We start from the raw sequence: 7,962 nt of genomic DNA on the forward strand, positions 1-7,962 counted from the left end.
CGCGGGGCCGGAGGTGATCTCGCCAATGTCGGCAGCGGTATATCCGGCGGTTTGCAGCGCCTCTAGCACCGCCCTAGCCTGATCGGCAGGCACAGCGGCCAGCAGCCCGCCCGAGGTTTGCGGATCATACAGCAGGTCGGTTCTCGGCCCCGGCGGGGTGGTGATATGGCCTGCGCAATTGGCGATGTTTTGCGCGAGAAGGGTGGAGTGCTGACCGGCCTCTGACAGTGCCAAGGCCCCGTCGAGCAGCGGCACCGCGTCCCGATTGATAGCGGCGGATACATCTGACGCCTTGCACAGACCCAGAAGGTGCCCCGCGAGGCCAAAGCCCGTCACATCGGTCATCGCGCGGGTTACGGGGGCAAGGATCGCACTGGCCTTGGCGGAACTGGTCGCCATCGATTCCAGCGCGCGCGCGACCACATCGCCCGGTGCCGCCTTGGCCATTTCAGCCGCCAGAATGACGCCTGTGCCGATGGGCTGGGTGAGGATCAGACGGTCGCCAGCCTTTGCGCCATCCTGCCCGATGGGCTGCGCACACAGCCCGGTCACGGCAAAGCCCAGCGTTAACTCCGCCCCCATGGACGTATGCCCGCCCACCAGATCGGCGCCCGCCTCGGTAAAGGCTTGCGCGGCGGCGCCCAGCATCTCGGACAAGGCGCGCGCGCCCATCTGCTCGGATTGGCGCGGCAGGGTGACTTGCGCCAGCGCGGCTTGCGGTGTGGCCCCCATCGCCCAAGCATCGCTCATCGCGTGCAAGGCGACGATGCGGCCCAGCAGCCACGGGTCTTCGGTGAAGGCGCGCACATGATCGGTGGTAAAGACCTGCGCCCCTGCGCCATGGGCCAGAAGGGCCGCGTCATCGCCTGCGCCCGAAAGCACATCGTCGCGCGCGGGCGGCGGGAGCGTGGCCAGCGCGTCGCGCAATGCCGCTCCGCCCAGTTTCGCCCCGCATCCACCACACAGCGGCTTATCGCCCAGCACGTCCTCAATCCCAAGCGCGTGTGCAGCGGGTAGCGCAGGTGCGGGCATGTCGGGCAGATCATGGACGCGGGTCATAAACTTGCGATCAATCCGGTCCTTCCAGCGCCACAGCCATTTGCCATCCAGCGGCAGGCCCCATTTATCCGCCACCGCGTTCTTGCCGCCAGTCGAGATCAGCTTGAGATAATCGCGCTGCGGGTGATAATCGCGCATCGCTTTGCCCGACAGCGCCGCACGCAGGTTGTGAAGCAGCGGTTTGGCCTGACGCACGGCGTAAACGCCGGCCTTGGGGCGCGGGGCGTAGGCGAGATGCGCGATGTCTCCGGTGGCAAAGATCGAAGGGTCAGAGCTTTGCAGGGTCGGCGTGACGGTGATGAAGCCGTCTTGCAGATCCAGCCCCGTTTCTGGCAGCCAATCGGCGGGTTTTGTCGCCCCCGTGCCGATGATGAAATCAGCCTTGGCGCTGCGCCCGCCTGCCAGCAGAACCTCGCCCGCGCGTGCACCCTCCAGCGCAGCATCGGTTTCAATCGTCACGCCAAGGCGCGCGCAATGGGCCAGCATCCGTGCGCGTGCGCCCGAACCAAGCGCGCGTAGGGCTTCGGGGCCAGCCTCGTAAACGGAGACCTTGGCGCCGGGCAGGCGATGCGCGCAGGCCATCGCGAGTTCCACCCCCGCCACGCCGCCACCCACGACGGCGATGCGCGGATTGACGGGTGCAGTTGCAAGGAACGCGGCCCAAGCGTCGGCGAAGGCATCTAGCGGCTTGGCGGGGGTGACATGGTCAGAGAAACCGGGAAGCTGGGGCATCTCGGCAGTAATACCGATATCAATCGAGGCCACGTCATAGGCAATCGGCGCGCGCCCCGGCACGGTGATGAGGCGCGCGTCGCGGTCGATACCGCTCACGAACCCCAGCACCAGCCGCGCCCCCGCATGGCGTGCCAGCTTGACCAGATCGAGCTGCAACTCGTCGCGCGCGTAATGCCCCGCGATATGACCCGGCAACATCCCCGAATAGGCCGCAGAGGGCATCGGATTGATGACGCTCAGGCGCACGCCCGGCAACGGGTTCATCCCCCACATCCGCAGCACCAGCGCATGGCTATGCCCGCCACCGATAAGAACAAGATCGCGGGTCAGGGGCAGGGGGGCGGCGTTTTGCATACTCTCTCCTTATCGCCCCATGCCTAGCGGCTCGTCGCGCATTCGCCAATCGCCAATCTGACGCAGCAAAGAGAGAACCTTTTCGTGTAAAACGCCCTTGACGGGGGGGGCGGGTTTGCCTAGTTAGCGCACGCAGTGGCTAGGTAGCTCAGCTGGTTAGAGCACACGACTCATAATCGTGGGGTCGGGGGTTCGAGTCCCCCCCTCGCCACCACTTATCCCCCTTTTTGCGGATCAGACAAACGGCGCTTGCGCCGCTTTTCTGCATCTGCGGGGCGATTACGCAGCGCGCATGAAAAAAGGCGAGCCGAAGCCCGCCTTTTCCCTAAGTCGTTTTGAATGCTTACACGTCGGTCTTTTTGACGGCCTTGAGCTTGTCGATGCCAAGGATCTTCATCCCGAACTTCTCGTAATAGGGCTCGGAGGTGCCTTTGCGCATTTTGCGCATGAAGTATTTCTCGAACCCGATCTTGGCGAGGTGAACCCATTTGCCCTGGCTCGCCCAGTTCACATTGCGCGGGGGCAGTTGCGGCTGGGCGACGAAAGCAATCCCGCTATCGCCAAAGTCAGCAAGGCAGATCGCGTTCCAGGTGCCGGTTTCGTCGGGCTCTTTGCCGCGCACGATGTTGCCGATGTTATGGGCGGTCGCAGTGACCATCGATTCGATCATAAAGCCGGTTTTCGGAACGCCACAGGGAACCGGGGTCGGGCCCATCGGCGGAATTGCGATACCCACGCCAATGCCAAAGACATTGGAGTATTTCGGATTGCGCTGGTGCTTGTCCACGATGACGAAACCGCGCGGGTTCACAAGGCCCTCAAGGCCCATGACTGCGGGAATGCCGCGGAAGGGCGGCAGCATCATCGAGTATTTGAACGGCATCTCATGGGTCGCCTTGACCGAACCGTCATCGGCGATCTCTTCGACATGCATCGTGCCGTCTTCGACTTTTTTGACACGGCTCGAGGTCATCCATTTGATGTGCTTGTTGCGCAGCTCGGATTCCATGATGCCTTTGGTGTCGCCCACGCCATCAAGGCCAAGGTGGCCGACATAGGGTTCCGAGGTCACAAAGGTGATCGGCACCTGATCGCGGATCTTGGCGCGACGCAGCGCGGTATCAAGGATGAAGCAGAACTCATAGGCCGGACCATAGCAGGACGCGCCTTGCACAGCCCCCACAATGATCGGGCCGGGGTTCTTGCAGAATTTCTCAAAGTCGAGCTTGGCCGCTTCGGCGTGATCGACGTGACAGACGGATTGAGTGAACCCCTCGGGGCCAAGACCCTCGATTTCGTCAAAGGCCAGTTCGGGGCCGGTCGCCAGCACGATATAATCGTAGCTGATTTCGCGCCCGTCATCGAGTTCAACCTTGTTATCATCCGGGTGCACGCGCTTGGCACCGACCGTGATAAAGTTGATGTTTTTCTTTTTCATCGTCGGAGCAAGATCGACGGTGATGTCTTTGCGATCACGCCAGCCAACAGCAACCCAAGGGTTGGAGGGCACAAAGTGGTATTTCTCCTCTTTGGTGATGACGGTGATTTCGTCTTCTTTGCGAAGCTGATCGCGCAATTCATAAGCCATGATAGCGCCGCCAAGGCCCGCGCCAAGCACCACGATATGTGCCATAGTTTTGATTCCTCCCATTACCCGGATGACGTTTTTTGCTTGATCACCCGTTGAATGCAGATTTTTGAATATGTCAAGCGTGCCGGTCAACCTATCATTGCGCGGAAACCGGCTTATCGACAAGCCTAACGCAAATGTGACCGACGGGCACAGGCTAAATTGTAATAAAAAGGCCGACGCAAGCGCCGGCCTTGGTCGTTCGTATCAGCGGTGCTGACTTATTTTGGCGCTTCTGCGGTGATGCCTTCGACATAGAAGGTCATGCCGTGCAGTTGCTCATCTGTGGCGATTTCACCATCCGCGAGGAAGACCGAACCGTCTTGCTTGTTCAGCGGACCGGTGAAGGGATGCACGGTGCCGCCAGCGATGTCGTCCTTGAGCTTGAGCGCTTCGGCTTTGACCACGGCGGGGACTGCGTCGGTGATCTCGCCGATCTCGACCATGCCGGTGTCGATCCCGCCCCAAGTCGCCTCGGATTTCCAGGTGCCGTCCATCACTTCGCCCACGCGCTTGTTGTAATAGGGTGCCCAGTTGTCGATCGTCGAGGACACGCGCGGCTTGGGTGCGAAGCTCGACATATCCGAGGCCTGACCGAAGGTGATGACGTTGCCCGCCTCTTGCGCCTTGGCTTGCGGAGCGGTGGAATCGGTGTGTTGCAGTAGCACATCCACGCCATCCGCGATCAGGGCGGCGGCGGCATCGGCCTCTTTTGCCGGATCGAACCAGGTGTAGGCCCAGACGACTTTCATCTCGACATCGGGGTTGACCTTTTTCGCGGCGAGATAGGCGGCGTTGATGCCCTGATAGACCTCGGGGATCGGATAAGAGCCGATATAACCGATCTTGTTGGTCTTGGTCATGCGCCCGCCGATGGTGCCTTGAATCGCGCGGCCCTGATAGAATTTCGCATCATAGACCGCGAGGTTATCGGCAAGTTTGTAGCCCGTCGCATGTTCGAATTTCACATCGGGGAATTTCTTGGCGACGTTGACGGTCGCATCCATAAAGCCAAACGAGGTCGCAAAGATCAGCTTGTTGCCCGCCAGCGCCAGTTGGGTCAGCGCGCGCTCGGCATCGGGGCCTTCGGGCACGCTCTCGATGAACGAGGTCTGCACCTTGTCACCGTATTTTTCCTCAATCGCCTTGCGGCCTTGATCGTGCTGATAAGACCAGCCCATATCGCCCACCGGACCGACATAGATAAAGCCGATTTTCAGCGGTTCGTCGGCGGCGAATGCGGGCAGGCCGACACCGGCGACCAAGGTGGTCGCGGCAGTGGTTTTCAAGAAGGATCTGCGGTTCATCGTGTAACTCCCGGTTGATGATGGGCCTCTGATGGGCCCTGAGGATACATGCCTCAACTTGAGGCGTGGAAAGATTTGCCAAGGCTGGCAGGGGCGGCCTGCACGCCATGGCGGTGAAGAGCGGACAGGATCACCAGCACGACGATGGTGATCACATAAGGGGCCATCGACAGGATGTGAACGGGAATGGCATAGCCCGCCGCCTGAAGCTGCAATTGCAACGCGGTGATGCCGCCAAACATATAGGCGCCCAGTAGCACGCGCCACGGCCGCCAACTGGCGAAAACGACGATGGCCAGCGCGATCCAGCCTGCGCCTGCGGTCATGCCCTCGGTCCATTGTGGCACCCGCACAAGGCTAAGATAAGCGCCCCCCAGACCCGCCATCGCGCCGCCAAACCCAAGAGCGGCAAAGCGCACGGCCACCACGCGATAGCCCAGTGCGTGGGCGGCGTCATGGCTTTCGCCGACCGCGCGCAAGATCAGCCCGGCGCGGGTGTAGCGCAGCACGAACCACACCACCGCGACCAGCAAAACAGAGGCGTAAACGATCCAGTCATGCGAAAAGAAAATCGGTCCGATCACCGGAATATCCGCCAAAGGCCCGAAGTCGAGCTTGGCGGTGGGGGGCGGGCGCACGCCCTCATAGCCCTTGCCGATCAGCGCGCTTAGACCCAGCCCGAACAGTGTCAACGCTAGCCCGGTCGCCACCTGATTGGACAGGAAAATCTGGGTGAGAAACGCAAACAGCGTGGCCATCAGCGCCCCCGCTAGCGCGCCTGCGACAAAGCCAAGAACGGGGCTGCCCGTGGCCACCGCAGCGGCAAACCCCGCGACCGCACCCATGATCATCATGCCCTCAACCCCAAGGTTGAGAACGCCCGATTTCTCCGCAACCAGCTCGCCGGTCGCTGCCAGCAACACGGGGGTCGAGGCCGCCATCAGCATCGCCGCAAGGGTAACGATATCAATTCCGCCAATGCTCATGCGCTGCCTCCTTGGTTCAAGATCAGCACCGGTCCCCACAACGCGTAACCACAAGCGAGCCCCACGATGAGCCCCGCCAAGGCGATATAGCGCTCGCGCCCGTGCAAATGGGGCATGTGCGGTGCAGTGTCATTGCCGCGCGCGCCGATCCGCGCCAGCAGGGCGCGCGACAGCCGCGTCACCATTTCCAGCACCAGCAGCAGTACGATCCCGATCACGACCATTACCCAAAGCACATCCATCAGCGCCAGCAGATACCACAGCCCCAACCCCGCCAGAACGCCCGCGACGGCGAGCACCGGTTGATGCAGTGAGGGCAGCTTTTTCATGCGCGCGCCCTCCGGCCCAGCCGGACGCGGAAATTGGTTAGCACGTCAAAGCCCAGCAGGAAAAACAACAGCATCCCCTGAAACACCTGAATTGCCGCCGAGGGCAGGCCCAGCATCAGTTGTGCCATGTCGCCGCCGATATAGGTCAGCGCCATCAGCAGCCCGGCCAGCAGAATACCGATCGGATGCAAGCGGCCCAAAAACGCCACGATGATGGCGGTGAACCCGTAGCCCACGTTGAAACTGTCGGTGATCTGGCCGGAGGGGCCGGAGACTTCAAACATGCCCGCCAGCCCTGCAAACGCGCCTGCCAAGCCAAGGCAAAACACCACCAGTCGCGCCGGGATAACGCCCGCGAATCGGGCTGCGCGCGGGGCCTCACCTGCGACGCGGATGCGAAAGCCGGTGATGTGGCGATGCATCAGGATGTAGGTTGCGATAACGGCAACAAAGGCGGTGACGACGCCCCAATGCAGCCCCGTGCCCGCGATCAGGTCGGCATTGTGGGCCGCAGGGTAGCTTTGCAGGTTGCGCGAGCCGGGAAAGCCGAACCCTTCGGGGTTTTTCAGTGGCCCGAACGCCATATAGGCCAGCAGGTTTTCCGCCACATAAACCAGCATCAACGAGACCAGAATCTCGGAGGTGCCAAACCACACTTTCAGCAGCGCCGGGATCATCGCCCATAGCAACCCGCCCAGCGCACCCAGAACAATCATCGCGGGGAAAAGCCAATGACTTTCCGCAGGATAGACATGCAGCGCCAACCAGGCCGAGGCCAGCGCGCCCATGATATACTGCCCCTCGGCTCCGATATTCCAGATGCCTGCGCGAAAGCCCACGGCAAGCCCTGCCGCGATCAGGATCAGCGGCCCGGCCTTGACCAATAGCTGGCCGCGGAAATAGCTCGCATTCGCGCCGAACAGTGGCTCCCAGAAAATCACGCGGATCGCCTCGACCGGGTGCTTTCCCAACATCGCAAACAGCAGGCCGCCTGCGAACATTGTTGCGATGACGGCGACAATAGGGGTGGCGTAGGTCCAGAACTTTGACGGGTTCGGGCGGCGGATCAGCGTGATCATATCTGCGCCTCCTGCATGCCATGCGCCCCGCCAAGCATCAGCCCGATCTCTTCGATGCTGAGCCCCTTGGTCGGGCGTGGTTCACTCAGGCGCCCCTCATTGAGCGCGGCAAAACGGTCGGCAATTTCCATCAACTCATCAAGGTCTTGGCTGATTGCGATCACCGCTGCCCCCTGCGCGGCCAGATCCAGTAGCGCTTGGTGAATCGCCGCCGCCGCAGCCGCATCGACACCCCATGTCGGTTGATTGACCACCAAGACTTCGGGCGCTTGCAACACCTCGCGGCCAATGACGAATTTCTGCAAGTTGCCGCCAGATAACGCGCGCGCAGCGACATCTGGGCCGGGCGTGCGCACGTCAAAGGCGGCGATTACCTCTTGCGCGAAACGCCGCGCCGCGCCCTGATCGACAAAGCCGTTACGCGTCAGATTCTTGCGCGTCGTCCCGGTCAAAATGGCGTTTTCCGTCAGGCTCATGGCGGGC

General features: G+C 61.9%; 6 protein-coding genes, 1 tRNA gene and 1 pseudogene. 1 reads left to right on the top strand and 7 read right to left on the bottom strand.

Annotated elements, in window-relative coordinates:
• On the bottom strand, positions 1–2,148 hold a 2,148-nt coding region (gene selD / locus DT23_RS15845), incomplete at its 3' end, for a selenide, water dikinase SelD (RefSeq protein ID WP_038132811.1).
• A 137-nt stretch (positions 2,149–2,285) separates the two neighbouring features.
• On the opposite strand from selD, the gene DT23_RS15850 reads away from it, so the two are divergent.
• Positions 2,286–2,362: transfer RNA gene (locus DT23_RS15850), tRNA-Met, on the top strand.
• Between the two features lie 129 nt (positions 2,363–2,491).
• Here DT23_RS15850 and DT23_RS15855 read toward each other — a convergent pair.
• From DT23_RS15855 to DT23_RS15880, 6 genes and pseudogenes are all read right to left on the bottom strand, one after another.
• Positions 2,492–3,781 carry an NAD(P)/FAD-dependent oxidoreductase gene (locus DT23_RS15855; protein WP_038132812.1) on the bottom strand — a complete coding sequence of 430 codons (1,290 nt, stop codon included), beginning with the start codon at positions 3,779–3,781 and terminating at the stop codon, positions 2,492–2,494.
• Between the two features lie 218 nt (positions 3,782–3,999).
• A complete protein-coding gene (locus tag DT23_RS15860) occupies positions 4,000–5,085 on the bottom strand; it encodes a BMP family ABC transporter substrate-binding protein (RefSeq protein ID WP_038132813.1) in 1,086 nt (361 codons plus the stop codon).
• A 53-nt stretch (positions 5,086–5,138) separates the two neighbouring features.
• On the bottom strand, positions 5,139–6,071 hold the full coding sequence (locus tag DT23_RS15865) for an ABC transporter permease (protein WP_038132815.1): 933 nt from the start codon (positions 6,069–6,071) through the stop codon (positions 5,139–5,141).
• Positions 6,068–6,400 carry a hypothetical protein gene (locus DT23_RS15870; protein WP_038132817.1) on the bottom strand — a complete coding sequence of 111 codons (333 nt, stop codon included), beginning with the start codon at positions 6,398–6,400 and terminating at the stop codon, positions 6,068–6,070. The genes DT23_RS15865 and DT23_RS15870 overlap by 4 nt, the downstream gene beginning before the upstream one ends.
• Positions 6,397–7,479 carry an ABC transporter permease gene (locus DT23_RS15875; RefSeq protein ID WP_038132819.1) on the bottom strand — a complete coding sequence of 361 codons (1,083 nt, stop codon included), beginning with the start codon at positions 7,477–7,479 and terminating at the stop codon, positions 6,397–6,399. The genes DT23_RS15870 and DT23_RS15875 overlap by 4 nt, the downstream gene beginning before the upstream one ends.
• Positions 7,476–7,962 (bottom strand): annotated as a pseudogene (locus DT23_RS15880) (ABC transporter ATP-binding protein); the annotation flags it as partial. The pseudogene DT23_RS15880 and the gene DT23_RS15875, both read right to left, overlap by 4 nt.

The sequence above is a fragment of the Thioclava indica genome (genome assembly GCF_000714545.1).
GTDB classification, from domain to species: domain Bacteria; phylum Pseudomonadota; class Alphaproteobacteria; order Rhodobacterales; family Rhodobacteraceae; genus Thioclava; species Thioclava indica.